The organism is Amycolatopsis sp. NPDC039088, assembly GCF_055598845.1.
Genome location: NZ_JBVKAE010000008.1, coordinates 50,407 through 75,893, shown reverse-complemented (window position 1 = coordinate 75,893; position 25,487 = coordinate 50,407). Strand labels below are relative to the sequence as shown.

Sequence of the window (25,487 nt, the reverse complement as noted above, 5' to 3'; positions counted from 1 at the left end):
GAACGGAGATCCGATCGGTCAGGATCAGCTCAGCACAGCCCCGTATGCCGCACATGGCACATGGAACTCCCCGTAAAAGATGATCTTTGGCAGGGTCACCACCTGAACATGGAGGTTGAGCTGTCAGGGTTACGGCGGTTCCAGGCCGAAGGTGGGGCCAGCCGCTCGGATACCTGCTGCGCACAGCTGATCGCCTACGCCAGAGTCCGAGTCTGCTGGTCCACGCCTGAATCACGGACGAGGATGCGCCTCTCGATGGCCGCGCACGATGACAACCTTCGCGGGATCGCCCCGTTCACCGTGATCGTTCCAGTGGCCATAATCGCGCGACCGGCCATGGTGGGCAGCGGGCTCTTCCTTCACGCGAAACTGATCAGCAAGCCGAAACAGCCGCCGCTGACTCACAGCGGTATCGTCCGCTCTCCGAGTCGTGGCGATCGAATTGGCACGAACGCTAGGCCACATACCAGATCACCTGGACACTTCCGTCCGACTGAGCGCGTAGCTCGGCACAAGAAGTGTGCGGGACAACGAGCCCGTTCACGCGGCATAACCGTTCGCGCCCGTCGAGCGTCGTCCTTTTGCTGGTGTAACCTTTTTCAGTCAAGTGTCCATGCATCGCACCGTACGCGTCCCATCCTGACACGTTCAGCCTCCTGGAACATCCTCCGGACCCACAGTCGACCTCCTGCCGCGCGTCTTGCAGAGTCGATGGAAGTGGCACCACCGACTCGTCTTCCGGAGGCGCTTCCAAGCGCAGGAAAAGAACACATCCGGTGATGAACAGGCCACCCAAGACCATTGCGAGCAGAAGCCCCGTGCCGGTGGGGCCGCGCCGCTGGGCGAAAAGTCCCACGCCACAGATGACGGCGGCGCAGATCGGGTAAAGCCAGAGCAATTCGAGCTCCGACGGCACCCATCGCCCCGGCGTCCCCAGTTCGCGCGGCACCACGAACCACGCCAAGACGACGAGCAGTGCGACGCCCACGCCGATTCCGGCCCTCGAGGACGCGGCCAAGCCGCCGCACCACACCGCCACCGGGACAAAGCCGAGCCATGCGAGAGGGAAGGTCGTCCACGGATACGTGCTCACCGCGAGCGCGACGACCATCAGCGCCACCCGCCACCAATGTCTGCCCCAGAATTTCATCGATCCCCTAGACTCTGACCACAGCTGGTGCGAAACTCCAGCCGGAAACGATGCGGAAGCGTATACCCCTTCGGCGGATTCACTGACCGGATCCCACCTCGCGGAGAGCTGCCAAGGACGCCCGCTGAGCCCGACGAATCTAGTTTAGACAGACAGATCTTCCCAGGAGAATCCGGCTTGCCCCCGACGCGACATACGCGGCGTCCCCGGCGAACGATGCCGGAAGCCTCAGGAAGTTCCCGATACCGCATCGATCATCGAAGGCCATGAACTTCGCATGGTGGATGTCTTGAGAGTGCCGAGAGACTCTGTGAGGCTCAAACAGGGAAGCGCTCGGCTCACGCGGTCCCGGTAGAGCCTGTCGCGGGAGCGGTTCAACACCCGAGCGTTACGCATCCAGGCGAACACAAGGAGACTTCGGCGCTTTGAACAGGCTTGGCCGAGCTTGGCGTCCGAACCAGCGGACAGGAGTCGCAGGGCTCGATTCCGCTGCCACGACACGGATAGCGGAGTTCCGTCCTGCCGAAGCAGGCTTAGGACGCGTCGAGATGTGGCGCCCGTATCTGCTCGCGATCGGCATGTTCCTCGTCCTTCGCTCGGTCGGTGTGGTCCTCCTAGCGGCGATGGCGGAGCGCCGCGATTTTTCACTGCTCGATCGGCTCACAGCCTGGGACGCGAAGTGGTACCTGCAGATCGCCGAACACGGATACTTCGGTCTGAACGGTACGGTCGATGCGGCGGGCCGGCCGTATCCGGATGCGCCGATGGGATTCTTTCCTCTGTATCCCGGCATCATCAAGGCGCTGAGTCAGCTCGGCTTGCCGCCGATCGCCGCCGGGCTCGCTGTGTCGACGCTCGCGGGAATCGCCGCTGCGTGCGGACTTCTGCGGATCGGCCGTTTCACCGGCGGCGATCGCGTCGGCCTGATTCTCGTGGCGCTCTGGGCAGGAGCGCCCATGTCGACAACCCAGAGCATGGTGTACACGGAAAGTCTGTTCGTCGCCTTCGCTGTTTGGGCTCTGATCGGCGTGCTCGAACATCATTGGGTGTCCGCCGGCGCCTATACGATGCTCGCCGGCCTGGTGCGGTCCACGGCAGCGGTTTTGATCGCCGTGGTCATGGCAGCGGCCGTAGTCTCGGCGTTGCGTCACCGGACGGAGCGGTGGCCGACTGTCGCAAGCGCGGCCGTCGCACCGCTCGGGCTCCTCGGCTATTGGGGATTCGTCGCGTCCCGGACGGGAACGTTCACCGGATGGCAGGAGATCGAGTACCGCGGATGGGGTGTGCGATTCGACGGTGGTGCCGAGGCTCTCGAACACGTGTATTCGACGCTCACCCGTGAAAGCAGGCCTTTCGAACTCCTGGTCGTGATCGTCACGCTCGGCGCGGTGGTGCTCGCCGTCCTCTCAGTGACCAACCGGATTCCCTGGCCATTGGCGGCCTATGGATGCGGGGTCCTGATACTGGCGATCGGGACAGCAGGCTTCCCCTTCATGAGGGCACGTTTCCTCCTTCCCTCCTTCGCTCTGTTGCTGCCGATCGCGATCGGTCTCGCCAAGCGGCGTACCTCGACCGCCGTCGCCGCGACCGCGACGTTCGCCCTGGCTGGGTGCTGGTACTCGGCATACTCCCTCACCGTCTGGCAGTACGCCATCTGAGCGGAACGCCGACCTCGTCGTGTGTCGATGCCACTCGTCAGAAAATCCCGATCGCCCTAACCCGAGGACGAAATGAAGCGTTCCATTGTGTTGTTCTGCACGCTCGTGGCCATCGGTGCCGCCGTAGTGATGATCACTCTCCCCCAACGCGAGCCGCTGTTGTGCCCGAATGGGTGGGCATGCCTTCAGCACAGTACGGCAGACGGTGACAGCGTCCTGAGGGTCAACTCGGAGACCTGGGTCACCGTGCAGGACACAGCGAAGCCAGGCCTCATATTGATCAACAACCAAGAGCCCGGAGACGACGCGTGTGTCGCCGAAGGACCGCACGGGGCGGGAAGGATCGTCTGTGTCCAGAGCCAGGAAGCCCGCACCGTTCCCGACCTGATCGCCCTATCCGCGCGCGGATAGACCATGTCCGGTACGGCCTTCGTCACAACGAAGGTGTTCGTGTGTCCTGGAGAGGCCGACCCACCAGTCTTCTTCGCGGCGATTTCTCGCGATCGGCTTTGAGGCCGCCGAGCATCGCGACCGGGTCGTCATTGATCCCGACGTAAAGCGCATCGCCTGGGCGTTGCGACCCCGCGACTCGATCGGTCAAGCTTGAAGGGTGAAGCAGTCTCCTTTCGAGACGCTGATTCCTGGGGTGAGCAGATATGGCCGTCCCGGTGGTCTGCCCTGTTCGGGAAGCCACCGGGAAACTATTCGACGATGGGATCGCCGATATCGGCCCGGCGTCGCGCCAAGATCGCAGGGTCGTCGATCTCGCCGGTTCGCCCGGAGTCCCCTGGCTCGATGTCGACTTCCGCGGCGCCGACGCCGGTCGTCCTCTCGGGTACCGCGTGTCGACACCGCCTGGAGCCGCCGAGCAGTCGGCCCAGATGAGCCGGTCCTGGCGCCAAGCCGGATCGCGCCCCGGGTAATCGTTCTCTAGTTGACCTACCGCAGGCCCCGCACCTGCGGATCTTCACCATCCCACCACGAGGAGAACACGCGTGACCGAAACCCATGAGCGACCACTGTCCATAGTGGTCAACAACTCTCCCAGGACGACCACGGTGGACACCAGGTCGACACTGGTCGACGCGCTTCGCGACCAGCTTGGCCTGACCGGAACCAAGAAGGGTTGTGATCGAGGAGAATGCGGGGCCTGCACCGTTCTTCTCGACGGTCGCCGGGTGTTGTCGTGCACGATGCTCGCGTTGGCCGCGGCCGGCACTGAGATCACCACCATCGAAGGTCTCGCCGGTGACGGTGGCGTTCTGCATCCCGTCCAGCGGATGTTCCTCGAAAAGGATGCCTTTCAATGCGGCTTCTGCACGCCGGGCCAGGTGATGTCGGCGGTGGCATGTATCAAGGAAGGCCACGCCTCGTCCACCGACGAGATCAAGGAGTGGATGAGCGGCAACATCTGCCGTTGCGCCGCCTACGTACAGATCGTCGACGCGGTCTCGGAGGCTGCCGCCGAAATGGAGGCCGGTAACCGGTGAAGGCCTTCGACTACGTACGTGTTTCAACCGTCGATGAAACGCTCGCGCATCTGCGCTCACCCAGCGCACAGCTGATGGCCGGCGGGACGGAACTCGTCAACTGGATGAAGGAAGGGATCGAGTCCCCCGGCCTGGTCGTGGACATCACGAATCTGGGGCTGGACAGCATCGAGTCCGGGCCTGACGGCCTACGGATCGGTGCCCTGGCGACGATGAGCGACGTCCAGGCGGACCCCGTCGTCAACCGCGACTTCCGGGTCGTCGCGCAGGCACTGCTGCGTTCCGCCTCAGCGCAGCTAAGGAATATGGCGACCATCGGGGGAAACCTGATGCAGCGCACCCGCTGCCCCTACTTCCGCGCGAACGCGTCCCTGCCGTGCAACAAGCTGGTCCCCGGGTCCGGATGCGCCGCTTTGGAAGGGGGCGTCACCACCTCCCATGCCATTTTCGGTGGCAGCGACCATTGCGTGGCCACCAATCCCTCGGATCTGGCGGTCGCCTTGGCCGCGCTCGACGCGTCGGTCGTGATCCGCAGCGACCAGGGCACCCGCCGGTCGCCGGTCGCCGGTTTCCACCGGCTACCTGCCGACCAGCCCGAGTATCACACGGAACTGCGGGCCGACGAACTGATCGTCGCGGTGGAAGTGCCCGCCGTCCCCTCTCCTCGCGAATCACACTACATAAAGGTCCGCGAACGGGCCTCGTACGAGTTCGCCGTGGTTTCGGCCGCCGCGGTCGTCGACGTCGAGGGCTCCACGATCACGGATGCCCGTATCGCGATCGGTGGCGTCGCACCTCGCCCCTGGCGGCTGTGGCAGGCCGAAACCGCGCTCCGTGGACTGAGCCTCGATGACACCCCACGGATCCGGGCGGCGGTCGCTGAATCGTTCGCCGATGCCAGGCCTTTGCCGGGCAACCTGTTCAAGGTCGACCTCGCACAGCGGACGGCGGTACGGGCACTGCGGAAGGCAGGAACGGGAGCATGAGCGTGGCAGCAAGGAACGTTCTCCGGCCCGATGGGCCGGCAAAACTCGCCGGCGCGGCCCTGTACGTCGCCGACAAACCGGATCCGGAGGCGTTGGTGGCGGCACTCGTCCTGTCCACTGTCGCCCGTGGACGGCTCGTCGGGCTCGACGTCTCCGCCGCGGAAGCCGCGCCGGGCGTCCACCAGATCCTGGGCTACGAGCACATGCCGCGACTGACTCCCCTGCCGTCGCCTCCGATGGGGCACACCGTACTTCCGATGCAGGACCCAGTAGTCCACTACGAAGGACAGCCGATCGCCATCGTCCTGGCCGGCACCTGGCATCAGGCGCGATTCGCGGCAAGCCTTGTCCGTGCTCATTACGATTCCGTCGAGCGACCGGTCTCCTTCGGAGAAGCGGAAGACATCCCCGCGGCCGGACCCTCCATGCTGCGCGAGGACGCGGACGTGCTGTCCGGGGACATCGAGGCAGGTATCGCGCGGGCCGACGTGGTGATCGACGAGGTCTACACCACGTCCGACCGGCACGCCAACCCCATCGAGCCTCACGGGACCGTGGCCTGGTGGGACGAAGAACAGCTCGTCGTTCACACCACGACGCAAGGCATCGCCCTAACACAGCAGACCTTGGCCGGCCTCTTCGGTCTGCCGCCGGAGGACGTCCGCGTCGAGTCACGCTACGTCGGTGGCGGATTCGGGTCCAAGGCCTATGTCTGGCCGCACATCCCCTTGGCCGTCGCGGCGGCGAAAGTGTGCCGCCACCCGGTCCGGCTGGTACTGACTCGCGCGGAGATGTACACGCTGTGCGGTCACCAACCGGCGACCTGGCAGCGCGTCCGCCTCGGCGCGACCAGCCAAGGCCGGTTGACCGCGCTGGAACACAGTGGGTCACACCCGACCAGCCGGGCGGCGGACTACCACATCGAGAACATGACGCAAGCCGCCGTGGCGCTCTACGCCAGTCCTGCGATCGCACTTCACGCCCGTGTCCGGCAGGTCGACCGGCCCGCGCCGACACCGATGCGCTCACCCAACGAAGCCGTGGGAATGTTCGCGGTCGAGTCCGCGATGGACGAGCTCGCCCACCGGCTCGACCTTGATCCCGTCGAGTTGCGGTTGCGCAATGAGCCTGCCGCCGATCCGATGACAGGCAGGCCTTTCTCTTCCCGGACGCTCGAGGCATGCATCCGCGAGGGAGCACACCGGTTCGGCTGGTCACCCCGGCCTCCGACCGCGTCCGTCCGCGAGGGTGACGACCTCGTCGGCTGGGGCATGTCCGCCTGTGCGATGGAGGTCCACCGTGGGCCCGCGTCAGCACGGATCCGCGCCCACGCCGATGGGCGGATCGTGGTGGAGACCGGGCTCGAGGAGATCGGGACCGGCTTGCCCGCCATGGTTCAGGCGGTCGCCGGAGAGGTACTCGGGGTCGCTCCGGAGGACATCCACGTCCGCCACGGAGACAGCACGCTGCCCGCTCACGTCGGCGGATTCGGTTCGATGTCCACGATGGGTATCGGGTCCGCCGTGTACACCGCGGCCCTGGACCTCCGCGAGAAACTCGAAGCGGCGGGCGGTTTCGCAGGACTCCGGCAGACCGGAATCACCGAACTGAGCGCAGAAGGAGCCTGGGCTCCGGAGCCGACAGCGTCGGCGACGGGCGCGTCACGCGACTTCTCGACCCACGTCTACGGGGCCGTGTTCGTCGAGGTCCGGGTGGACGCGGAACTGGGCTTCGTCCGGATGAACCGCTGCGTGGGCGTGTACGGCGCCGGCCGGATCATCAACCCACTGGCCGCGCGGAGCCAGCTCACCGGCGGGATCATCTGGGGCTACGGCCATGCTCTGCTTGAACGATCGGTACTCGAGAACGACCGCGGAAGGTTTCTGTCCAAGAATCTCGCGGGTTACGTCGTGCCGGTCAACGCGGACATCGGCGACATCGACGTGTCCTTCATCGAGGACGACGATCGCCGCACGAGCGCGCTGGGCGCCAAGGGTATCGGGGAGATCGGGGCGAACGGGGTCGCGTCCGCCATCGCCAATGCCGTGTTCCACGCCACCGGGCGCCGTGTCCGCGATCTTCCGATCCAGATCCATGACCTGCTCTGACGAAGTACGGGCCGGGGACGGTCACTCGGGAGAGTCGCCCGTTCCCGGACCGATGCCCACAACGCATGGCCACAAGCCTTGGACCAGAGGAATCACTCCGGTGTCTCCTGAGCAGTGACGCTATGCGCTGGTGGTCGTGACGCTACCTCCGCACCGCTGTTCGCCTACCTCACGGACATTTCAAGGAGAATCGATGGCATACACCTACCGGCTCACCACGCTCGCACTGCTGCTGTCAGCGGCCGCCTGTAGTGCCTGCGGTGCGGAGCCAACGGCTCCGGTACCGGGCCGGTCGGAAGCCCCGCCGACGGCACCCGCACCGCTGTCCGGATCGGATCGAGCCGCCGCCCCTGGGATCACACAGAAGTTCACCGACGCCGCCAACAGGGGAGATTCTCCAGGTGTGGCGGCGACTTTCGCCGAGCAAGCGAGATTCGACAGCGTAGGCCGGATTTTTCCCTCACGCGAGGCCATCATGAGCCGGTTCATCGATCCGGAAGTCATCGGAGTGGGCGGCCGATACGAGATCACCGGCGCCCGATGGGCCGGAGACCGGTATGTCGTCGACTACCGATTCACGACACGGTCCGGCGGCGAGGAGATCTTCTACTACGCGTTCCTGGTCCGCGATGGTCTCATCCGGGACGTCCTCGGCCGGTACCGCTGATCCCTTCACCACGAGGACTGACCGACGAGACGCACGAGTCCGTCGATCAGTCCTCGGCACGGCGAGCAGGACAGCCACGAGATGTCCGAGTTGGGAGGCGCACGCTCTCTCGACAGCATGCTGATGCAGACTTGGTAGCGTGGTCCTCACGGCGCCGACCAAACCGGGAATTGGGCCGACCGCGACATCCCCGTCTCCGTCCAGCCTCCTCGCACGGGCCCTTCGAGAGATTGCGGGTGTTGTCCGAGCAGCTCAGGTCATGCGACCTTTACCGCGACCGAATCTCGTTGCCCCCGTGCCCTACCGCGCTCCGCCGGAGATGATTGATCATCCTCGGCGTGCAGGCAGACCACACAAGTACATTTGATCTCGCGCCCTACATTCCCGCACGCGTCCACCACACCGACAACGCCGATAGTATTCGCTACGGTCGTTCCCTGCCGCACCTGAGCCGGGTGGCAGAGCTGTTGCTCGAAGGGACAACCGCTTCCGGTGAGCATGATCTGATCCGGCCACTGCGCGTTGGTGATCTCCCCGTGCAGCCGAGCAGGGTTGGTGTCGTTGCTCCGCCACAACTTGATGTGCCGTCCGTGAAACTCGACCTCTTGCACCAAAGTGAACCCCGTGACGGATGCCGCATTGACCGCTGGGGCAGTCCAGGTTGACGCGAGTGTCAGGCACACAGCACCTATGCCGACAATGACACTTTTTCCCTTTGCCATGATTCGCACTTAGCTCGGACCTTTCGTTTATAAAAATAGGAAAAGTGAGTCGAGCAGCCGGAAAGTCATGCTGGATTCGACAGTTTAATCGTCGACCAATTGCGCCGGAAACGCCATACTCCCGCAATGCGAATATCGCCGGCGTGACACCTTGATGTTTATCGGCCGCGCTCCGACACAATTACCCGGATCGTGATGCACGCGCACCGTCATGAACGACCAGGGGAAGGCTCAGCCCGGCCATGCGTGGCCAACCGAGCGCCCACCCGCCGCCCAAGAGCACTTATCGTCAAAGCCACCAACCGCGGTCGTTTCCCTAGTGCTTGTACACGTGCACGCGGCCGACATTGTCGTTGATCGCGCTGCCGAAGTACCTTGGACTGATCGAAAAGCTCGCCGATTTGCGAAGGGAGGTGTCATGCACGGTGACTCGGTCGCAGGCAGGGTGCATCAGTTCGATGGAACTGAGATTGGCTCGCCAGTAGTTGGCGGGGTCGTAGGTGTAGCCCTCTCCGTCGCAAGGACCAGCGCCTCCCCAGACCTCGAGATTTTGCCCCTTGAAGTCGGTATCGCTCCACCACTGCATCAGCAGGACGTCCGCGGTCACCTGCTCGGCGTTCAGCCTGGCCTTCACGTCCGGTTGACGCAGGTACGCCGCCTTGTCGAAGGCAGTCGGTGAACAGTGCTCGTGCGCGACCCTGGAACTCTGGCCAGGGCCGCCCTTTCCGAGTACGACCACGCAATGTTCCTTGCCGCTGGCCGGCGCCGACGGGGCCACGGGCGACGCGATCGCGGTCGATTGAGCCATGGGCAATCCGCCGAAGACGGCCATGGCTACGATCAATGAACGGGTTCTCTTAGTCTTCGACAAAAGCAAGGATCTTCATCCTTTCAGATAAGCGAGCATTACGCCCTCCAGCCGAACTCGCCGACGATGCGAACCAGCATAGACCAACGAAATCCGGCGACATGGAATTTCTGCTGAATGTGAATATTTCACTGGCGAAGTGCGGTTATGATCATGCTGCAAACGTCAGGTTCCGACAAATGCGAAGATTGACGTGTTCGATGATCACTCGTATATGAGTGCACGACACTGGTGGTCATCTTGGGCATCCGCCGCAGCGCGGATGTGACACCGGAGCGGAACGGCTTCCGCATGCGGCCCTGAGGTCGACAGACCGCGCCAGACCGCTTGGTCGCCGCTTCGATCCGGACCCGATCTGCGGGCGAGCAGCTCCTCCGCAAGGGATTGAACGCCGGAGTACCAGCAGGCCGTGATCACCTCCCAGTGAACACACTTCGGGTAATCGGCACGATGGCCGCAGTGACCGAAACGCCGGATGAAGCCAGCGGGAAGCTCGCCGGAATGGCGTGACTGCTACAAAAAGGCTGCGGCACGCCCTGGCTTCACTTGCCGTACCCTTTCACTCCGACAGTCAGGAAATCGCGATGCCGAGAAAACCAACGACCTTGCTTCTCACCACGCTTGCCGCGGCCACCATCGCGGCCGTGAACGCCCCGACCGCTTCCGCCGCGACGTACACTCCCTTGAAGACCGCTTCGCAGGGGTCCCTGATCACTCGCCTGCTGATCAACGACCAGACCGGGGAGTTCCACGCGGAAGGGCGGAACCTGCGACCGGGCGACATCGTCCGGCTGGACATCGGCGACCACTTCGGTCATCCGTCCATCACAGTCACCGCGAATCTGGCGGAACCGGGCCTCCTCACCCCGCCGTTCCGGAAGAGCAACACCAAGTTCAGGGCTTGTGCCGGGAACCCGGCCGACAGTACCCGGTTCATCTGCACGGACTACCACCTTCACCGGAACTGATCACGATCATGAGCGACTCCCGGGGAGACACTTACTGAGTGAATGACCCACTTCCCCGAGAAAGATCTGCCTGCGACGGGAACTCACAGTTCGCAGGCAGATCTTCTCATGCAGGGCTTCGAACAGGACTCACACGCGTACAAACGAAGCCGCAGCGTCCACGTCAGAGAAGATCCGCCTTTGAAGTTCCGCTGTCGATCCGCTGCCCGACGTCCCACTTCTCGACGAGCAGACCCGCCTCGATCCGCCAGATGTCGACCGACACCGCATCGGGCTCATCACCTCCGAGATGAATGACGGAGTAGGTCCAGACGAAATCAAACTCGGCGACTGTGGCCTTGACCTGAATCGAAAAGTTCGGAAACCGGTCTGCAACCTGTTCTCGGAAGCTGGCGATCGTCCTCAGTCGACCGACCCCCGCACCGGGATGATGGTTGATGAAGCGCTCCGACAAGAACTCGGCCGCCCGGTCGAATTCCTTCCTGTTGTAAAACGCTTCACAGAATCTTCTCACTAGATCCTTGTTGGCCGATAAGCGATCAGGAAGATCACTACTATTCACGGCTACCATCCCTCGGTTGAGATACTCGGACTCAGGTCGTCAACGAACGACAGTTTCGACCCGCAGGCCTGAGATTATCATCGAGAACGCTCGAAGGCTGACAGCGTCACGACCTCCACCGCACTCCAAATCGGGTGGAATCATAGACATATGGTTATCGAATCAGCATGCGCATAGTTCATGATTCGTTGAACGAGCAGTCTGCCAAAGGCCTCGGTCGCAACGAGAAGCCGCAATGAAATTTCCGCCTGCTACCTTCGCGTAAGGCCCTTGAATCGAGCAACACCGATTCAAGGCTGCCTGCCTGAGACCAGGCGGGGCCACGGCTTCCGCCCACTAGTGAAGTAGGTTCAAGTGGCGCGCTTCTCAAAAGTCAGACAGTTCGCGGTCGCCGGCGTGTTTCTCGCGCTCGCACCAGGAGCCCTCGGTTCACCGGCCGAGGCGAGCACACCACAAGGTTCCGCGGGCACGCAGGCCGACCCCAGCCGCAGCCTCGACCGGATCGACCAGCGGGACCTTCCCTTGTCCCGCAGCTACAGCTGGGCCACGAAGGCCGAGAACGTACACGTCTATGTCGTCGATACGGCCATCCACCGGACCCATGTCGACTTCGAAGGCCGGGCGACGGAAGGCGTCGACCTGGTCGGCGGGCCAAGGGACTCCGACGTGTGCTTCCTCAGCGGAACAGCAACGGCGAGCCTGGTCGGCGGCGCCAAGTACGGTGCGGCGAAGGGCGTCCAGCTCAAGAGTGTCCGCGTGCGCGACTGCTGGCAGGAGACAACCCCGGAACGGGTCGTAGCCGGAATCAATTGGGTGACCGCCCACGCTCAACGTCCCGCCGTCGCCGTGCTGCCCTTCGTGCTCGCCCCGAACAACGCCGTCGACGAAGCCATTCGCAAATCCGTCAAGTCCGGCGTCAGCTGGGTCACCAGCGCAGGCGGCGCGAAGCACGCCTCCGAGGACGCGTGCTCGCTCTCCCCGGCGCGGGTTTCCGAGGCCATCACCGTGACCCCACTGGACGTCGCCTTGTTCTCCACCGCAGGCGACGTCCTCAGGGGCGATGCACGACGTGGCCCCTGTGTCGACGTAGCGGCACCTTCCTCAGGTCCCACCGCGATGGGTCCCGGCAACGGACAGAACCTTTGGGATCGCGGCGGAAGCGATAGCGCCTATACGGCCGGCGCCGCGGCACTGCTCCTCGGCGAGCACCCCACCTGGAGCCCCACGCAAGTTCACCAAGAACTCGTCAGGAAGTCGACGAAGGACAAACTGAACCCGGGAACCATCGGCGCCACACCCAATCGCATCCTCTACACCGGTGCGGCGTAACGAACTCTGGCGAGTGGCCGTGCCGATCCATGTCGGTGCGGCCACTCGTTCGGCGCGGCCTACCCTGAAGACCCGATCACTCACCCGACAGGGAGGCCTGACGCTACTTCCCTGGATGAAGCACCAATGAGGCCGGATCGAATGCCGGACAGACCAGCATGCCTGCTCATCGGCCCTCCTGGTCGATGTTGTGCCTTCTTCCTACCACAATCAAGGATCGCTGAAATGCGCAAGAAGTAGCCACCGTGCTGCTTGCCACTCTGTCCGCGGCCTCCATCGCCGCCGTCAACGCTCCCAGTGCGTCGGCGGCCACGTACACCGAACTGAAGTTCGCGTCCAAGCTCCTGACGAGCGCTCGCCTGTGGCTCAACGACCAGACCCGAGCAATTCACGCCGAAGGGCGGGTCCTCCCGCCTGGCTGGATCGTTCGTCTGGACATCGGAGAGGGATATCCCGGGCGCGAGAGCATCACCGCCACCGCGACGCGGGCCACCGCCGGCCTCAGCACCCGGCCGCATCGCGAGAACTACGCCTGATATAGCGCCTGTGCGGGAGACCCCGTACTGAACGGGCCGTTCGTCTGCACGCGTTTTCACTATCACCGGACCTGATTTGTGCCATCCGAGCGGGTCCGGCCGGGATGAAGCGCAGCTTCGCTGCCTGAACATGACGAACCTGCTCGCAGAAGAGAACGGTCCGCTGTGTCACGACGTTCACGCGTGACACAGCGGACCGTCAAAGCCGAAGGTCGGCCTTAAGCGGAGCCATTCAGCCGACGATCTGGGTCGTGCCGAGCAGTGTGTCCTGGGTCGGCGGGGCGAGTACGAGGTTGAGGTCGAACTCCCCCAGGTCGCTGTCAGTCACGATGTGCGAGGTGGCCTTCGGCTCCACATTGACCTTCGTCTCCCCAGTGGGAACGCCGCGGGGAACGGTGAACTTGAGTCCGCCCTTGGCCTGGAAGGTCAAGGGGCCTTGGGCCGGCACCGGGGTGTCCGGAATCGGGAGCCGGACGGCGAGCGGAACACTCAGGCCGTTGCTCACCGTGATCCGCGCGGCAGACCTGATCTCACCGGAGATCTTCTTGGCGCCGACCAGGCGCAAACCGTCCGCCGCGGCGTCTCCGCCGTTCACCTCCAGCGTGAACGGAACATCGAGTGGTCCGCCGACCGTGACGTTCGACGGGATGTCGACGTGGACGACCACCTTCACCGTCTGGATGCCGATGATCGGGAACTCACCCTCGAAGGTCAGTTCCTTGTCCGCGGCCGCGGCCGTCCCCGCGGTGAGGACGCTTGCCGCCACCACGGCGGTCGCCGTCACGGCAGCGGCTTTCACCGCGCCGCGTGCGCTGTCTCTCAAGGCTTTCACAGACATTCCAATACCCCTTCTTCGTGGATGATTACTTTGTCGGGCAACCGGTTCAGCGGGCACCGAGGACCGGCTCGGACTCCACCAGGCCGACGTCGTCGGGCGCGCGATTCTCCTTGAACACCCGTTCACGCTGCCTGGCCCTCAGTTCGAGGTGCGCCAGCGCGGGCGGCGTGTAGCCGTACCGTTCACGAGCTTGAGCGGGAGTGAGTGTTTCTTCCGTGGCGGGCGCGATGCCGAGCAGCACCGGCGCCACGATCGGCAAGGTCGATGGTGACAGCAGGCGCAGGGCGGCCAGCTGGAGCCAGCTGCTCATGCGGATGAACCGGAACGACAGCCGCATGACCGGTACCACCAACGCGTCCAGCAGCCGGCTCTGCCGGATCCCCGCCAGATCCCGCATCCAATGCGGCATCGACGCGATGGTCGCGACGCGCAGAGTACTGGTGATGACCAAGACTGCGGGCCAGTACGCCGGCGGCATCGGGGGCAACATCACCTCGGCGTGCAGGAGGTGATCCATGGTCGAACGCGCGACGGGTGAGCCGACCAGCTGGGGACGCATGCGTTCGAAGTAGGCGCGGACGCCTTCGCGGTCACGGGGGACGTCCGCCGGGTCGCAGGTTTGAAGTTCTGCCGCCGCGGCGCAATCCGCCCAGTAACGAGCCTCTTCGTCAGCACTGAGCCTGCCCGGCCCGTACTTCTCGTAGGCATAGAGGATCGAGTGCCATGCCGTCAGATGGATCCACAATTGTGACGCTGGATCGTTGGCGTCGTAACGCTTTCCAGTGACCGGGTCGACACCCACCCCCGTCGAATGGACCTTCACCAAGATGTCCGACGCCTTCATGGTGACGCGGGTACCGGCGAAGGCGACCATCGCGAAATAGCGCAGGGTTCGGTCATAGCGCGTATGCGAGCGGGTCCTCAGGGCTTTGGTCTTGTCGACGGCGGCGACCAGCGCCGGGTCAAGCTCCTCGACGACGACAGCGCGCTGGAAGCCCACGGTGAGCGAAGTCGGGTAGGTCCACACCTTCCAGGTCACCGACCCCGGGCCGAAGAAGCCCCGGTCGTCATGAGGCGTGATCTTCGACCGGATGCCCCGTGCGAGTTCCCACGCCGATGCCTCCGACGGCGGTTGGCCTGGCTTGCCGGTGGTCACCGCGGTCAGCACCGGACGCACGACACGGGCCAAACCCAGCAGAACCAGCCCGAAGAAGCCGGTGCCGAGCAGCAAGACCATGGCCGAGACGACGATCAACGCCCCCGGCGATCCCCACCGCAGGTCACCCGCGTAACGCAGGACTCCCCCCAGGGCCAGCAGACCGAAGACGACCAGCGCCGCGAGCCCTACCGCCGCCTGCCGGAGATCACCGACGACCGCGGCGTACACGATCAGCAGCCCCAAGGTGATCGACCAAACCGACAGTTCGCGCAGATCGAACGCGCTCACCGGCCACGGCCACCACGCCACGTAGGGGCCGGGGCGGACCGTGGCGCCGATGCCGGCGACGAGTAACCCCATCCCCTCGATCCCCGCGAAAACCCGTGCCCACCCAGGGATCGGGGTCGCGGCCGCGACACCGTCGACATCGACACGGCGAAGAAGCTGAGCAGGCACTGTCAGCACGGTGAGCAGGATCGTGATCCCCAGGGCGATCAACCAGATGTCAGGGACAGGCACGCTGAAAGCCGTCCCTGCGATACCCAACTCGCGGGGCGGGTTCAGCTCCGCCTGATAGTGCTTGGTCACGACGAGGCTTCCGGCGGCCATCACCAGCGGCGCGAAACTCGCTATGCGGGCGTTCGTCCATCCCGGTTCCAACGCGGCGAGGAACAAGAGCACGACCGCGGCACCGAAACCGGCGCCGACGGTAGTGGCGGTGAGGGGGCTCGCCATGGTCCACGCGAACCACACGTCGGTCGCACCACTACCCAGGTACAGCACGAGGAACACCACCACACAGGCCAGGACCAGCGGCGCGAACAGGCCGTCGCGGACCGCGGGATGCAGGTTCTTGCCCGGTGCCTGTGGCGCCTTCAGCCGGCTGTCGATGCTTTCCGCCGCCGGATCCGACGTGCCCATGACGCCTCCTGAAGGTGACGTGGTCGAGTTCGGCACAGCGCCGCAGCCGACCGAGGTGGTCTCCGCGCGGAAGGAAAGCCGGACTCGACCACAAACGCGAATTGGACTGGCGGCCGATTCTGAAAGAGTTTCAAGTACTCGCCTGTACTCTGCGTACGCTAACGTTCTTTAAGAGCTCCGACAAGGGGCACCGATATGCTTGGCCACGATCTCGGATAGCGGACACAGTTTCCCGGCCCCGCGGTGTCAGCGACAACACAAAACAACGATGAGCGCCACGTTCCCGCCGGGTCCGCGCTCGCCCGAAGTGTGTAATGAGAAGGTGGTGCCATGAGTGAGCGGCCATCCTTGACCGGTGTGGAGGCCCTCGCCACGGTGGGGCAACGGCTGCCGAGCCGGCACGGACTCACCGCGGAAGAGGTCGCGGCGTCGCAACGGGCCCGGATCCTGGTCGGCTTCATGGAGGTCACCGCGGAGAAGGGGTATGGGGCAGTCACGATCGCCGACATCGTGGAGCGGGCCGGAGTATCGCGTCAGACGTTCTACAGCCTGTTCCCCACCAAACAAGCGTGTTTCGTCGCCGCGTTCCGGGCTGGAGCGTCGACAGCCCTGGGGGAGATCACGAAACCCCTGAGCGAACTCTCCTATCTGGATTGGCGAGCCGCCGTGACGCTGACGATGGAGCGGTACCTGGCGAAAATGGCCTCGCAGCCGAAGGCGACCTGGACGCTGCAGATCGAATGCCTGGCCGCCGGCCCGGAAATCGCCGCAATGTACCACCGGCGGATCGCCCGCATCGCCGAGCTGTACCGCATCACCTACAAGCACGTGGTGCGAAAAGAGGACCCGACCAGACCGGAACTACCGGACGAAGCGTTCGACCTGCTGGTCGGCGGCATGTCCGACCTGATCCGTCAGTGTCTCTACACGAAAGGCGCCGAGGCGATCCCCGACCTGGCGCCCGTGTTCCTCCGCACTCTCATGGCCCTCTTCGGCGAGCGCGACGTACCTGCCGGTGCGGCTTCGGGCTCCTGACCGATGCGGAGATCCGCCGTACTTGATCGCGGCGGATTCAGCCCGTCCGGGAACGCACGGCACGGTCACCGGGCCTGATCGAGCCGGCATCCTCTACCGGACCGTGTGCCCCGTCTAGCTAGCTCCAGAAGGGTCCGCTGAGCCCGGCCTGTTCGAAGTACTCGGCCGCGGAGGCCGGGTCCCGGCGGGTGTACCCGTGCTCGAGCCTGCCCTCGTACCAGCCTGCCGCGAGCCGCCAGAGCGTCGCGAGGTCAAGCACATATCCCTTGTCCTGCCCCGTTTCCGTCAGCCATTCGTCCACACAGGACTCAGCGCAGAACAGCCGCTGGTTGCCGCAGGTGTGCACGACGTCGTCCCACATCCGCGCCACCGGCACCAGGAAATGCGCGACCAGGTCACCCTTCGGTGGTGCCTGATCATTCACCATCAACGCCTGCGGTTCACCGCAACCGCGGCAGCGCGTGGACACCAGCACCTCGGGTTCGGCCTTGACCAGATGCGGGATCGCGAACGCGTCCCACGCGCAGCCGCCCCACCACAGCGTCCGCTCGCCCATCACGGAGAACCCCAGCGGAATCGCCGCGAACGGATGCGCCATCACGACGTGCTCACGGGTGTCGAGCACCAGATGCCGCTGCTCGGCGAGCCGGTGCAGCGCCTGTTTCGCCACCGCGAGCGACCCGTGGGCGGCGTCGGCCAGTTCCGGTGCCGTCGGCGGCCTCCCGTGCTCGGCGAACGCGCGGTAGACCGCGACGCGGACGTCCTCGTCCCAGCTGGTGTCGGTTTCGGCGCCCATGGCCTCGTTGATACGAGACGATTTCGTAGATTTCAAGGGTTCAACACCAGTTGTGTTCGAGGACGGGCGCTCTCGAAGCGTTCATGGGCCTCCGCCACCTTCGTCAGCGGGAACACATCGACGGCTCTCAATTCGAGGACGCCGTCGTCGACCAGGCCCGCCAGTTTCGCCAATCCGACCCCATCGGCGCGAGCCGATACCGCCACGACACGGATGCCACGGACAGAAGCCGGGGCCGCGCCGCTCGCGAACACCACGAATTGCCCTCGAGAGGCGACAGCGCCGACGGCGTGCGGCCCGAGAAAACCCGTGTCGAGTACCGCATCCACTCCTCCAGGCACCATCGCGAGCACCTTCTCGGCGAAAGCGGCCTCACGAGACACAAAGACTTCCGCCCCGAGTGCCCGGACCAACTCCTCGTCGGCCTTCGCGCCGACCACGACCACGCGGTACCCCTTAGACTTGGCCAAGGTGGCGACAAACCCACCCGTGGCGTTCGCGAGGCCGGTGACCAGGACTGTCGCCCCCGGCCTCAGTTCGAGTAGGTCCAATGCCTGCAGGGCGGAGAGGCCGTGGAGAGGCAGGGTGGCGGACTCTATGAGTGAGACGGTTTTGGGAGCCGCGGCCACTGCGCCGCGTTCGAGGACTACGTAGTCGGCATAAGTACCGAGCGACGTGCCCGGCTGGTCCCGCAAACCGATGACGGCGTCGCCCGGACTGAAGCCACCGGCGTCCTCTCCCACCGCGTCGACCAGCCCGGACACGTCACATCCGATCCCGATGGCAGCACGCGACAGAACGTCTCCTGCCACCAGAAATCCAGCCCTGGCGGCGAGGTCGACGGCATTGACGGCAGCGGCGCAAACCCGGATTCTCACTTGACCGCGGTCTGGCTTCGGGATCGGAACCTCGTCGATTTCCAAGGCATCCGGACCACCGAATCGCCGAATCACGACCGCACGCATCCGTCTCCCCCTGACAGTCCCGGCAGGAGCACCACACTGCGTTGCCCCGTCGAGGACACTCGCAAGCACCTGATCCGCCGACATCGCCTGTGCACGTTGCCAGCCAGGAGCATCAGTTCGACTTCGGCACGGCTTCCATGACCGAAGTGCCCGGTCCCGCTACCGGTGGCCTCGACAAAGTGCGAGCGCGTCTGTTCGGAGGCGAACGTGTGCTCAGAAGGTCACGGTGATCTTCCCGGTCAAGTTCCCACCGAGGAAGCATTCGTGCGCGGCTCGGATGTCATGCAACCCGAACACCGCGTGCACCCGGGGCTTCAGGACGCCGCGGTCGACGAGCCTGGTCAGTTCACGCAAGGCCGCGCCGTCCTCGCGCACTTGATTGACAGTGGTGCGAACACCACGTGCCGACAGATCGGGAACCGGTCCTGCCTGGGTGGCGATCGACGCGTATCTACCGCCATCCGCCACGGCTTCGGTCAGGAAGCCCCCGAAGGTATCGAGGACGGCGTCGTAGTCGCGACCCCGAAAGCCTTCGCGATCGGTGGAGACGAGGCCGGCGCCATGCTCACGAGCGACCATGACCTGTTCATCCCGCGAGACCAGGGCATCGACCTCGATCCCCCGCGCGCGGGCGATCTGCAGCGCCAGCCCACCGACAGCACCGGCTGCGCCGGCGATCAGCAACCGCTCACCGGCTGACACTCCGAGCCAGGCCAGCGTCTGTACAGCCGACAATCCGGGAAGCGGCAACGTAGCCGCCTCCACAAGGCTGACCCCGCGCGGCGCCGTAGCCACCGCTTCCGCCGGAAGCGCGATCAGGTCGGCCCAGGTCCCGCGACGGGTGCCGAGCTGATGTGACATCGCGAACACACGATCCCCGGCGCGCCATCGACCGGCACCGCCATCGACCACGATACCGGCCACATCCCAGCCCAGCCTCATGGGCAACGGCGGTGTGCCCTCACCGATAGCACCTGCCCGCGTCTTGTCATCGACGGGATTGACGCTCGTCGCAACGGTCCGGATCAGCACCTCCCCGGTCGCCGGCCCGGGCTCGGCGACATCGACGAGGCGGAGAACATCAGGAGGGCCGAAGCGATCGATCTCAATTGCGCGCACGGAAGTCCTTCACACGGCTGATTCTGCTGTCACGCCGTCCAACTCGGCCGACGAACATCGAATTCCCGAGCTGGCCGCTTTGGAAGCCCTTTTGAAGTCGGCTCACCGTTCGCGATCTTCCGGGCGGCGAACGGCCACACGGGCACGGAACGGACAGGATTGGCGGTGGCGGGGACAGTGACCCTCGGCTGGCGCGCGACTTTCAGCGGGGGCGCGGAGGCAAAGTCAATGGCTGACCACGCGGAGTCTGTGCCGACACCAGCGGATGCGCAGGCGACACCGGGTACCGGCGGCGCGTCGCATCACCTGTCCAGTGGCTCTCCGGCGTGGCGGTCGAGCGGCTTCTGGGAAGGGGCATCGCCTGACTGGCCTGGCGCTGCCGCAGGATCTGCCGCCAGTGTCTGACGACGCCACGATCGAGAACACCTTGCCCGAACCAGTCGGCTGCACGCTCGTCGTGTCGGCCAGGGCACCGACGACGACAGAAGACGACAAGCACCGATACGCAATCGGTTATCGATAAACACAGGAAAGGAATCACGAAGCCGTTGCCTGAAGCGCCTCCCCCTGTGAATGATCACGGCGCCAGGCGCGGACTACGACAGCCGCCTGTGCAAGCATTTTTCATCACGTTCGTGACATCGAACCCCAGTGAAATTTCCGCTCCGTGAATCCGGCCGACGGCGATGTCGTCTGAACTGAAGGCGGAACCTGCATGCACCTCTCTCGACGCGGCTTTCTCGCCGGCACCGCGGCGCTCGGCGCGACCGGCCTCCTCACCGCTTGCGGCTACCAGGAGGAGAAACCCGCGTCAGGGGCCGGCACGACGTGGTCGTACACCGACGACCGCGGCCGCAAACTCGAAGGCGAGCGGCCGACCCGGATCGTCGCGCAGGTGACCGCCGCCGCGGCGCTGTGGGATCTGGGCGTGAAGTCCGTCGGGATCTTCGGCCCGTCGAAGTTCGCCGACGGCAAGCCGGACCCGCAGGCGGGCGGCGTCGACCTGAACGCGGTGACGTCGCTCGGGAACGTGTGGAACGAGTTCAACTTCGACAAGTTCGTCTCGCTGAACCCGCAGCTGCTGGTCAGCGTGATGTACCTCAAGGACCGGATGTGGTACGTCCCGGACACGCAGACGGAGAAGATCGACAAGGCCGCGCCGAGCGTCGGCATCCGGCTGCAGGGGCTCGCGATGCCGGAGGGGATCGCGAAGTTCATCGCGCTGGCGAAGGCACTCGGCGCCGACACGGAGACTCCGGCGATCCAGGCCGCGAAGGCCGAGTACGAAAAGGCCGACGCCGCGCTCAGCGACGCGGTCAAGAAGTCGTCCGGGCTGAAGGTCCTCCTGGTCTCCGCGCAGAAGGACACCGTCTACGTCGCGAACCCGCCGATGTTCGCGACCTCGAAGCACTACCAGAACAAGGGCATGGACTTCGTCCTCCCCGAAGCGCCGGACCAAAGCCAGGGCGGCTACTACCAGCAGATCAGCTGGGAGAACATCGGCAAGTACACCGCCGACGTGATCATGTACGACAACCGCGGCGGTTCCCTTTCGCTGCGCCCGGAGGACCTGAGTGGCGTGCCGACCTGGACCCAGCTACCCGCCGTGAAGACCGGGAAGCTGATCCCCTGGAACAACGAGACACCGTTCTCGTACCAACGCTTCACACCGCAGCTGACCGAACTGACCGCGGCACTGAACAAGTTCGCCTAGGACCACCCGACGCTCTCCACAAGGAGGCCGACAACACAGAAATGAAGCCGGGGAGAATCTCACCGAACTTACCATTATCCCGTCATGAAGTGACAACTCGACCTTCGAGTCGATTTTCCGATCGATCACGGAGGCCGGACTTTCACGAAGGGATACAAGAGATGCGTCCTCGCTCCACCCGCGGCTTCGTTCACAAACTGGTGTTCACGTTCGCCGCGATCTTCCTGGGGCTGTCCGGGCAGCCCGCTCTGGCCTCTCCCGCACCTGCCTCCACCGACGGTAATAAGACGGTGGCCTGCGAAAACTGGATCAACGTCTTCAATCCCTTTCGCATGCAACGCAACATCGCCGCGAATGGCGATTTCCGAAACTGCGGCGCGTACAGCAAAGTGTGCATCGAAGTGGACTACTTCCACATCATCTTCCCGAGCGGAGGGACATGGGTTCCACTCGGCATGAAGTGCGATTCCGACTCGAGCGGACACCTGACTGGCATCTTCGCCGAGGGTGAGGTTTCCTACGCTCAGGCCTACGCGTGGATCACTGCTTTCGATCATTCGGGTCGGCCGGTCTGGACGAAAAAGAGCGCTGTGGTCGCCGTATAAGTAACACCATCCGGATCGACGGCTGTCGGTGCCAGCTGATTCCCACGAGACAGCGGTACCGACAGCCGCCACGCTGCGACCAGTCCTATCTGAGGGTCGCGTCCAACGATCGCGGCGATGTGGTTGTCGACGTAGACCACCTGCGACGCCGCGTGGACGCGCTGGGTGACCTGGTGAGCGATCTCCGCCGTCGTCCGCTGCGCCAGAAACCGCACAGCACGCGCCAGGAAGCTTGCGGTTCGACCGCGCCAGGCCCGCGCGGCGTCGTACACCCGCGATGCTCGCACGGGCCGGATCCGCCCCGGTCGGAACCGATGCCGCGATGATCAAGCCTCTGGCCGGCGTGTTCCCCGCGGTCCGAGGCCGGCTGCGCCGCACCCCGAAGCGCACCGGACCGCAGCCACCGAGCAGTCCGTGGCAGCGGTGTCGACGACGATCACACCAGGCCCGCCAGCTTGTACAGGACGAGGCTGCCCGCCACGGCGACGTTAAGGCTCGCGCCGGTACCGACCATGGGAATCTCGACTACGGTGTCAAGGAGGTCGAGCGCGTCGGGTGGGATGCCCTGCTGTTCATGACCGAGCACGACGACGGTGCGGCCTCGCGCGAGCGGAAGGTCGGCCAGACGCACGGCTTCTTCGGCGAGCTCGACGCCGACTATCGTGGTACCTGCGGCCCGCTCCTTCGTCAGCCAGCCCGGCGGATCGTGCACCCAGTGCACGCATGCCGGCCGTCGCAAGGTATTCCCACGCCGGAGCGCCTCTGGCACCCATGGAAACCGCGGCACGGCGAGACAAGCACCGACCGCGTCACAGGTCCGCAAGAGTGTGCCGAGATTGGCGCCGTGCAGTGGCCACAACGGTGCGACAACGAGGTGACCCCAGCAGGAGTGGGCTTTTTTCCGCCGGTTCGCACGCAGTTCCGCACGTGTGCGAACCCTGATCGACGGCCTCACCGGAGGTGAGGCGTCGCGCCTCCCAAGTATTCATTGATCATGAAGACCATGGTACCGGAAGTCCTGCCGCCGCGAGCAACGAGGAAGACCACAGGAGCCTGTTCCGTTCGACGGTGACGCCGTCGAGGACCCACAACTCCTCGACGGTGCGGAAGCCGGTCTGACACCGCGTTCTCCCATTAAACGTTTCTCGCAAATTAATAGGCGGAGAATTCCTTCAAACCATTCAGGCAAGGTTTGATATCATAACCATTCATAGATCAATGACACTTGATTTGACAATGCGTCGATCATTGACCCCGCCGAGATTCGGACGTTAGTTTTACTCCGAACGGCCATATCAGGCCGCGATTCCACAGGAGTGAAAATGCCCAGAATTCGTCGGCGCGCGGCGATCACCGCGACCCTGACCGCCCTGGCCGCCTCGTCGGCGCTGCTGTCCCCGGCCACGGCCGCGGCCGGAACCGCGGGAGTGACCGCCTGGGAATGCCAGGGACTCTATGGATGCCTGTACGAGGACGCCGGAGGCCAGACCTCCCGCTACGAGCTTTACGCCTGCGGCACCAAGGACCTGCCCACCGAATGGAAGTACCGCGTCTCGTCGATCCAGACCAAGTCCAGGACGGTGCGCCTCTACAAGAACGACGGAGTGATCGGGGACTTCGCACCCAATGTGCGGCGTGACCTGTTCCGCGGCGACAACGACCTGGCGGTCAAGTACAGCATCCCCTGCTGACGGTCACTCTCGGACTTACGAGTGGTCAGGACGGTTTGAGCCGTCCTGACCACTCGCGGCCCGCCCCATGGCCGAACGCGATCCAGGCGGGCTTCCCACTCCTGATATCACGCCTTGCCAGCAGCATCGAAGGACACAGCGGCACCTCAAGACAGGCACGCCCGCTTCAAGGCGCTCGTCTTCCCCATCTCGCGATCCAGGATTCAAGCAAAACCTGAATCGCGTACTGACTCTCGATTCCGGCTCATGAATATCGGCAGTGAGCCGCGGTGTTGACCTCATCGGGACACTCCCGCGCCCCCCAACCGTATAACCACTGATCAGCACCTCTTCCGTCGTCATGACGAAACCTCGACCTGCTCATGAAGTCCACCTGAAGGTGAGGTTGGCTACCCTTCGTGATGATCATTGCCCGAACGGCAATCAATCCGAGGAGTTCAGTCGCATGACCACGCACAAAAGGTTGAGACGCAGCACCCTCGTCGCCGCCTTCCTGATGGGAGCGAGCGCCCTTTCCTTCCAGCAGGCCGCCGTCGCGGCGGTCCAGGACAAGCACATCGACACAACGCGCCCGCTCGCGTCGGGAATCCAGGCCAACCCGACCGAAGAGCTCGATCGGCTCGACCAGCGAAGCTATCCCCTTTCGAAGACCTACAGCTGGACGACCTCTGCCGACAACGTGCACGCCTACGTCCTGGACGCAGGAATCAACGTGACACACACAGACTTCGGCGGCCGCGCCACCGAGGGGGTCGACCTTGTCGGCGGGACCATCGCCAAGGACTGCTGGCAACATACCGCCACCGGCTCGGCGGCACAGGTCGGTGGCATCAAGTATGGCGTCGCCAAGGGGACGCACCTGGTTTCTGTGCGCGTGCGCGATTGCGCCCGCAGAACGACGTCCTCGCGAGTGGCTGCCGGCATCAAATGGGTAACCGCGAATGCGGTGCGTCCCGCCGTGGCCTTGATTCCCTCCAGCCTGTCTGCGAGCGTCGAGGTCGACCAAGCCATCCGTGATTCGATCAAATCCGGGGTGACCTGGGTTACCAACGCGGAAGGTTCGCCCGAGCACGACAGCGACGTCTGCGTCGAAGCCTCACCAGCGCGCGTCCCCGAAGTCATCACCTCCACCGGAGTATTCACCGGCTCGAACTCCGATTCCGTTCATCCCCTGACGCACTCCGGATCCTGCGTCGACTTGGCCGCCCCTGCGGACGCTCCTACCGCCATCGGCCCCGGCAGCAACGAGAACATGTGGGGAGCCTTCGACGGAGGCAGCGGCTTCACCGCGGGCGCCGCCGCTTTGATCCTGGCGGAACACCCGGCCTGGACACCACAGCAAGTGCATCAGGAGCTGGTCGGCAAGGCGACCCCGGTCAAGTTCATCCCCTCGGGAGCCAAGCCAGACCGTCTCCTCTTCACCGGCACCAGGTAGCTCAGCACCTCTGAGGGGTAAGGCAAATGTGGCGTGACGGAGTTGGCCGTGGGGGCGAACTCGCCTAGAGGCCTGCGCGTTCCCGACTGTCCACAAGAGATACTCTTGAGCTGAATGAGCCCGATTGGCGCGTTTGCGCCGTTTCACAGGGGGTCGTGAGTGGCA

At 64.6% G+C, this 25,487-nt stretch carries 23 protein-coding genes; 14 read left to right on the top strand and 9 right to left on the bottom strand.

What is annotated here, in order from left to right; translation table 11 throughout:
• Positions 1-454: 454 nt before the first annotated feature.
• Positions 455-1,150 (bottom strand): hypothetical protein, encoded by a 696-nt coding sequence (locus tag ACZ7KI_RS12520; RefSeq protein ID WP_470273253.1) that lies wholly within the window; start codon positions 1,148-1,150, stop codon positions 455-457.
• Between the two features lie 548 nt (positions 1,151-1,698).
• Between ACZ7KI_RS12520 and ACZ7KI_RS12515 the strand changes: the two genes are divergently transcribed.
• From ACZ7KI_RS12515 to ACZ7KI_RS12490, 6 genes are all read left to right on the top strand, one after another.
• Positions 1,699-2,808, top strand: coding sequence for a hypothetical protein (locus tag ACZ7KI_RS12515; RefSeq protein WP_470273252.1), 1,110 nt, complete (start codon positions 1,699-1,701; stop codon positions 2,806-2,808).
• Between the two features lie 656 nt (positions 2,809-3,464).
• Complete coding sequence (locus ACZ7KI_RS12510; protein WP_470273251.1) at positions 3,465-3,731, top strand: hypothetical protein; 267 nt, start codon at positions 3,465-3,467, stop codon at positions 3,729-3,731.
• 72 nt (positions 3,732-3,803) lie between these two features.
• Positions 3,804-4,298, top strand: a complete 495-nt coding sequence (locus ACZ7KI_RS12505) for a (2Fe-2S)-binding protein (protein WP_470273250.1) — start codon at positions 3,804-3,806, stop codon at positions 4,296-4,298.
• The gene (locus ACZ7KI_RS12500) at positions 4,295-5,284 is read left to right on the top strand and encodes an FAD binding domain-containing protein (RefSeq protein ID WP_470273249.1); all 990 of its coding nucleotides are present in this window, start codon (positions 4,295-4,297) and stop codon (positions 5,282-5,284) included. The genes ACZ7KI_RS12505 and ACZ7KI_RS12500 overlap by 4 nt, the downstream gene beginning before the upstream one ends.
• On the top strand, positions 5,281-7,392 hold the full coding sequence (locus ACZ7KI_RS12495; RefSeq protein ID WP_470273248.1) for a xanthine dehydrogenase family protein molybdopterin-binding subunit: 2,112 nt from the start codon (positions 5,281-5,283) through the stop codon (positions 7,390-7,392). Before ACZ7KI_RS12500 ends, ACZ7KI_RS12495 begins: the two co-directional genes overlap by 4 nt.
• 193 nt (positions 7,393-7,585) lie before the next feature.
• Positions 7,586-8,059 (top strand): nuclear transport factor 2 family protein, encoded by a 474-nt coding sequence (locus ACZ7KI_RS12490; protein WP_470273247.1) that lies wholly within the window; start codon positions 7,586-7,588, stop codon positions 8,057-8,059.
• Positions 8,060-9,097: 1,038 nt separating this feature from the next.
• Here the strand turns inward: ACZ7KI_RS12490 and ACZ7KI_RS12485 are convergent.
• Positions 9,098-9,613, bottom strand: a complete 516-nt coding sequence (locus tag ACZ7KI_RS12485) for a hypothetical protein (protein ID WP_470273246.1) — start codon at positions 9,611-9,613, stop codon at positions 9,098-9,100.
• Positions 9,614-10,233: 620 nt separating this feature from the next.
• On the opposite strand from ACZ7KI_RS12485, the gene ACZ7KI_RS12480 reads away from it, so the two are divergent.
• On the top strand, positions 10,234-10,617 hold the full coding sequence (locus ACZ7KI_RS12480) for a single stranded DNA-binding domain-containing protein (protein WP_470273245.1): 384 nt from the start codon (positions 10,234-10,236) through the stop codon (positions 10,615-10,617).
• 163 nt (positions 10,618-10,780) lie between these two features.
• Here the strand turns inward: ACZ7KI_RS12480 and ACZ7KI_RS12475 are convergent, their stop codons facing one another.
• Positions 10,781-11,179 (bottom strand): nuclear transport factor 2 family protein, encoded by a 399-nt coding sequence (locus tag ACZ7KI_RS12475; RefSeq protein WP_470273244.1) that lies wholly within the window; start codon positions 11,177-11,179, stop codon positions 10,781-10,783.
• Between the two features lie 396 nt (positions 11,180-11,575).
• Here ACZ7KI_RS12475 and ACZ7KI_RS12470 point away from each other — a divergent pair, with 396 nt between their 5' ends.
• Together ACZ7KI_RS12470 and ACZ7KI_RS12465 are read left to right on the top strand one after the other, a co-directional pair.
• Positions 11,576-12,508 (top strand): S8 family serine peptidase, encoded by a 933-nt coding sequence (locus ACZ7KI_RS12470; protein ID WP_470273243.1) that lies wholly within the window; start codon positions 11,576-11,578, stop codon positions 12,506-12,508.
• 245 nt (positions 12,509-12,753) lie between these two features.
• Positions 12,754-13,044 carry a hypothetical protein gene (locus ACZ7KI_RS12465; protein ID WP_470273242.1) on the top strand — a complete coding sequence of 97 codons (291 nt, stop codon included), beginning with the start codon at positions 12,754-12,756 and terminating at the stop codon, positions 13,042-13,044.
• 232 nt (positions 13,045-13,276) lie between these two features.
• Here ACZ7KI_RS12465 and ACZ7KI_RS12460 read toward each other — a convergent pair whose 3' ends face one another.
• Positions 13,277-13,882, bottom strand: a complete 606-nt coding sequence (locus ACZ7KI_RS12460; protein ID WP_470273241.1) for a DUF6801 domain-containing protein — start codon at positions 13,880-13,882, stop codon at positions 13,277-13,279.
• 46 nt (positions 13,883-13,928) lie between these two features.
• On the bottom strand, positions 13,929-15,962 hold the full coding sequence (locus tag ACZ7KI_RS12455; protein WP_470273240.1) for an oxygenase MpaB family protein: 2,034 nt from the start codon (positions 15,960-15,962) through the stop codon (positions 13,929-13,931).
• 330 nt (positions 15,963-16,292) lie between these two features.
• Here ACZ7KI_RS12455 and ACZ7KI_RS12450 point away from each other — a divergent pair, with 330 nt between their 5' ends.
• Positions 16,293-16,997, top strand: a complete 705-nt coding sequence (locus tag ACZ7KI_RS12450) for a TetR/AcrR family transcriptional regulator (RefSeq protein WP_470273239.1) — start codon at positions 16,293-16,295, stop codon at positions 16,995-16,997.
• A 118-nt stretch (positions 16,998-17,115) separates the two neighbouring features.
• Here the strand turns inward: ACZ7KI_RS12450 and merB are convergent, their stop codons facing one another.
• The 3 genes from merB to ACZ7KI_RS12435 all read right to left on the bottom strand — a co-directional run bounded on the left by merB (position 17,116) and on the right by ACZ7KI_RS12435 (position 19,877).
• A complete protein-coding gene (gene merB, locus ACZ7KI_RS12445) occupies positions 17,116-17,793 on the bottom strand; it encodes an organomercurial lyase (RefSeq protein WP_470273238.1) in 678 nt (225 codons plus the stop codon).
• Between the two features lie 32 nt (positions 17,794-17,825).
• On the bottom strand, positions 17,826-18,758 hold the full coding sequence (locus ACZ7KI_RS12440; protein WP_470273237.1) for an NADP-dependent oxidoreductase: 933 nt from the start codon (positions 18,756-18,758) through the stop codon (positions 17,826-17,828).
• Positions 18,759-18,971: 213 nt separating this feature from the next.
• Positions 18,972-19,877, bottom strand: a complete 906-nt coding sequence (locus ACZ7KI_RS12435) for an NADP-dependent oxidoreductase (protein ID WP_470273236.1) — start codon at positions 19,875-19,877, stop codon at positions 18,972-18,974.
• A 715-nt stretch (positions 19,878-20,592) separates the two neighbouring features.
• Here ACZ7KI_RS12435 and ACZ7KI_RS12430 point away from each other — a divergent pair.
• Together ACZ7KI_RS12430 and ACZ7KI_RS12425 are read left to right on the top strand one after the other, a co-directional pair.
• Positions 20,593-21,591 carry an ABC transporter substrate-binding protein gene (locus ACZ7KI_RS12430; RefSeq protein ID WP_470273235.1) on the top strand — a complete coding sequence of 333 codons (999 nt, stop codon included), beginning with the start codon at positions 20,593-20,595 and terminating at the stop codon, positions 21,589-21,591.
• A gap of 161 nt (positions 21,592-21,752) precedes the next feature.
• Entirely contained in the window at positions 21,753-22,196 is a 444-nt protein-coding gene (locus ACZ7KI_RS12425) for a hypothetical protein (protein WP_470273234.1), read from the top strand.
• Positions 22,197-22,632: 436 nt separating this feature from the next.
• On the opposite strand, the gene ACZ7KI_RS12420 is transcribed toward ACZ7KI_RS12425, so the two are convergent.
• Positions 22,633-23,151, bottom strand: a complete 519-nt coding sequence (locus ACZ7KI_RS12420) for a TrmH family RNA methyltransferase (protein ID WP_470273233.1) — start codon at positions 23,149-23,151, stop codon at positions 22,633-22,635.
• Positions 23,152-23,518: 367 nt separating this feature from the next.
• On the opposite strand from ACZ7KI_RS12420, the gene ACZ7KI_RS12415 reads away from it, so the two are divergent.
• Together ACZ7KI_RS12415 and ACZ7KI_RS12410 are read left to right on the top strand one after the other, a co-directional pair.
• On the top strand, positions 23,519-23,887 hold the full coding sequence (locus ACZ7KI_RS12415; protein ID WP_470273232.1) for a hypothetical protein: 369 nt from the start codon (positions 23,519-23,521) through the stop codon (positions 23,885-23,887).
• A 445-nt stretch (positions 23,888-24,332) separates the two neighbouring features.
• Positions 24,333-25,322, top strand: coding sequence for a S8 family serine peptidase (locus ACZ7KI_RS12410; protein ID WP_470273231.1), 990 nt, complete (start codon positions 24,333-24,335; stop codon positions 25,320-25,322).
• The last annotated feature ends 165 nt before the right edge of the window (positions 25,323-25,487 follow it).

Excerpts from the sequence above, each read along its gene's own strand:
- ACZ7KI_RS12510 (WP_470273251.1), top strand. The coding sequence starts at position 3,465 with ATGGCCGTCCCGGTGGTCTGCCCTGTTCGGGAAGCCACCGGGAAACTA.
- ACZ7KI_RS12460 (WP_470273241.1), bottom strand. The coding sequence starts at position 13,882 with ATGTCTGTGAAAGCCTTGAGAGACAGCGCACGCGGCGCGGTGAAAGCC.
- ACZ7KI_RS12440 (WP_470273237.1), bottom strand. The coding sequence starts at position 18,758 with ATGCGTGCGGTCGTGATTCGGCGATTCGGTGGTCCGGATGCCTTGGAA.
- ACZ7KI_RS12425 (WP_470273234.1), top strand. The coding sequence starts at position 21,753 with ATGCGTCCTCGCTCCACCCGCGGCTTCGTTCACAAACTGGTGTTCACG.
- ACZ7KI_RS12495 (WP_470273248.1), top strand. The coding sequence starts at position 5,281 with ATGAGCGTGGCAGCAAGGAACGTTCTCCGGCCCGATGGGCCGGCAAAA.
- ACZ7KI_RS12455 (WP_470273240.1), bottom strand. The coding sequence starts at position 15,962 with ATGGGCACGTCGGATCCGGCGGCGGAAAGCATCGACAGCCGGCTGAAG.
- ACZ7KI_RS12520 (WP_470273253.1), bottom strand. The coding sequence starts at position 1,150 with ATGAAATTCTGGGGCAGACATTGGTGGCGGGTGGCGCTGATGGTCGTC.
- ACZ7KI_RS12485 (WP_470273246.1), bottom strand. The coding sequence starts at position 9,613 with ATGGCCGTCTTCGGCGGATTGCCCATGGCTCAATCGACCGCGATCGCG.
- ACZ7KI_RS12450 (WP_470273239.1), top strand. The coding sequence starts at position 16,293 with ATGAGTGAGCGGCCATCCTTGACCGGTGTGGAGGCCCTCGCCACGGTG.
- ACZ7KI_RS12490 (WP_470273247.1), top strand. The coding sequence starts at position 7,586 with ATGGCATACACCTACCGGCTCACCACGCTCGCACTGCTGCTGTCAGCG.
- ACZ7KI_RS12410 (WP_470273231.1), top strand. The coding sequence starts at position 24,333 with ATGACCACGCACAAAAGGTTGAGACGCAGCACCCTCGTCGCCGCCTTC.
- ACZ7KI_RS12480 (WP_470273245.1), top strand. The coding sequence starts at position 10,234 with ATGCCGAGAAAACCAACGACCTTGCTTCTCACCACGCTTGCCGCGGCC.
- ACZ7KI_RS12415 (WP_470273232.1), top strand. The coding sequence starts at position 23,519 with ATGCCCAGAATTCGTCGGCGCGCGGCGATCACCGCGACCCTGACCGCC.
- merB (WP_470273238.1), bottom strand. The coding sequence starts at position 17,793 with ATGGGCGCCGAAACCGACACCAGCTGGGACGAGGACGTCCGCGTCGCG.
- ACZ7KI_RS12515 (WP_470273252.1), top strand. The coding sequence starts at position 1,699 with ATGTGGCGCCCGTATCTGCTCGCGATCGGCATGTTCCTCGTCCTTCGC.
- ACZ7KI_RS12430 (WP_470273235.1), top strand. The coding sequence starts at position 20,593 with ATGCACCTCTCTCGACGCGGCTTTCTCGCCGGCACCGCGGCGCTCGGC.